The organism is Erwinia sp. (assembly GCF_031978025.1).
Classification (GTDB): Bacteria; Pseudomonadota; Gammaproteobacteria; order Enterobacterales; family Enterobacteriaceae; genus Erwinia.
This window is the reverse complement of record NZ_DALZCD010000411.1, coordinates 1-2485: the sequence shown is the minus strand read 5'-3', so window position 1 is coordinate 2485 and position 2485 is coordinate 1. Positions and strand designations below refer to the sequence as shown.

Here is a 2485-nt window from a genome sequence, read left to right as displayed (position 1 = left end):
CTTTAAGCCACGCGAACCTCAGCGCCTGATGGCGGAAGCCGTAACAGCGGCCATCGATAACAAGCGCGAACTGGTAGTAGAAGCAGGCACCGGCACCGGAAAAACCTATGCCTACCTGGCACCAGCCCTGCGCTCGGGTAAAAAAGTCATCATTTCTACCGGCTCCAAAGCGCTTCAGGATCAGCTTTACAGCCGCGATTTGCCTACCGTTGCCCGCGCTTTACAATTTAAAGGCATACTGGCGCTGCTGAAAGGGCGCTCTAACTACCTCTGTCTGGAGCGGCTTGAGCAACAGTCGATGGCGGGGGGAGAGCTGGCGGCGCAGGCGATGAGCGATCTGGTACATCTTCGTGGCTGGTCGAGCGAAACGGTGGATGGCGATATCAGCACCTGCGGCGGCGTAGCGGAAGACAGCCCGGTCTGGCCACTGGTCACCAGCACCAATGACAACTGTCTGGGCAGCGACTGCCCTCTCTATCAGGACTGTTTTGTGGTGAAAGCGCGCCGCAAAGCGATGGATGCAGATGTGATCGTGGTGAACCACCATCTCTTCCTGGCCGATATGGTGGTGAAAGAGAGCGGCTTTGCAGAACTTATCCCGCAGGCGGACGTGATGATTTTCGATGAAGCTCACCAGGTCCCGGATATCGCCAGCCAATACTTTGGCCAGCAGCTTTCCAGTAAGCAGCTGTTGGATCTCGCTAAAGATATTACCATCGCCTATCGCACCGAGGTGCGTGACGCGCAACAGCTGCAAAAATCGGCCGATCGGCTGGCGCAAAGCGCCCAGGATTTTCGCCTGGCATTGGGCGACCCCGGCTTTCGCGGCAACCTGCGCGAGGTGCTTAATAATGCCAATATCCAGCGTGCGCTGCTGCTGCTGGACGACGCACTGGAGCTTTGCTACGACGTTGCCAAACTCTCGCTGGGCCGTTCTGCGCTGCTGGATGCGGCCTTTGAGCGGGCTGCGCTTTATCGCGGCAGGTTAAAGCGGCTGAAAGATGTTTCGCAACCTGGCTTCAGCTACTGGTATGAGTGCAACAGTCGCCACTTTGTGCTGGCGCTGACGCCGCTTTCGGTATCGGATCGCTTCCGGGAAGTCATGGACGAGCGTCCGGCCAGCTGGATTTTTACCTCCGCCACGCTGGCGGTGAATGAGCAGATGACGCACTTTGTTGAGAGGTTGGGTGTCGCCGGTGCAGAAACGCTGATCCTTAACAGTCCCTTTGACTTTGCCAGCCAGGCGCTGCTGTGCGTGCCGCGCAATTTACCTTCTCCTAATCAGCCAGGCGGCGCGAGGCAGCTGGCGCGCATGCTGCTGCCGCTGATTGAGGCCAACAACGGCCGCTGCTTTTTCCTCTGTACCTCACATCAGATGATGCGCGAGCTGGCCGAGCAGTTCCGGGCCATGCTGACGCTGCCCGTGTTGTTGCAAGGGGAAACCAGCAAAGGCGAGCTGTTAAAACAGTTTATTGCGGCAGGGAATGCGGTGTTGGTAGCCACCAGCAGCTTTTGGGAAGGGGTGGACGTGCGCGGCGATGCCCTGTCGCTGGTGATTATCGATAAGCTGCCGTTTACCTCACCTGACGATCCCTTGCTGAAAGCGCGTATGGAAGATTGTAAGCTGCGCGGCGGCGACCCCTTTGATGAGGTGCAGCTGCCGGACGCGGTTATCACGCTCAAGCAGGGCGTCGGCCGTCTGATCCGCGACGTTGACGATCGTGGCGTGCTGGTGATCTGTGATAATCGTCTGGTCATGCGTCCCTATGGCGCGGTCTTCCTGAACAGCCTGCCGCCCACGCCACGCACGCGCGATATTCAGCAGGCGGTGGATTTCCTGCGCCCGCAGTAATTATCCGCGCAGTATGCTATGCTGCGCGCCGAAAATTTTGTCCCGCCTGAGGTAAACATCCATGCGAATTTTAGCTATTGATACGGCCACCGAGGCCTGCTCGGTCGCGTTGCTGAATAAGGGCAACGTCACGGCTCACTTTGAGCTGTGCGCCCGCGAACATACGCAACGTATCCTGCCGCTGGTGCAGGCTCAGCTTCAACAAGAAGCGCTGAGCCTGAACGAACTGGATGGCCTGGCTTTCGGTAAGGGGCCGGGCAGCTTTACCGGCGTCCGTATCGGCACCGGCATTGCTCAGGGACTGGCGCTTGGCGCAGCGCTGCCGTTAATCGGCATTTCGACGCTGAAAACTATGGCGCAGAGTGCCTGGCGTTTACAGGGTGCCGACCGTGTGCTGGCCGCGATAGATGCACGCATGGGCGAAGTGTACTGGGCACAATATCAGCGTGATGAGCAGGGCGTCTGGCAGGGCGAAGAGACGGAAGCGGTGCTCAAGCCAGAAGATGCGCTGAGCCGTATGGCGCAGCTTGCAGGTAGCTGGGCAATGGTAGGCACCGGCTGGCAGGCTTATCCGCAGCTGAGCGCGGAGAGTGCGCTGACTTTAGAGGCCACCGAAGTGCTGCTGCCCTGCGC

The 2485-nt window shown here is 59.0% G+C and carries 2 protein-coding genes; both read left to right on the top strand.

Annotated elements, in window-relative coordinates; genetic code table 11:
• Positions 1–1852: ATP-dependent DNA helicase (locus RTK32_RS21085; protein WP_312047347.1), on the top strand; the 1852-nt coding region annotated here is incomplete at its 5' end.
• 61 nt (positions 1853–1913) lie between these two features.
• Positions 1914–2485 (top strand): tRNA (adenosine(37)-N6)-threonylcarbamoyltransferase complex dimerization subunit type 1 TsaB (gene tsaB / locus RTK32_RS21080; protein WP_312047345.1); only part of this gene is annotated, 572 nt, incomplete at its 3' end.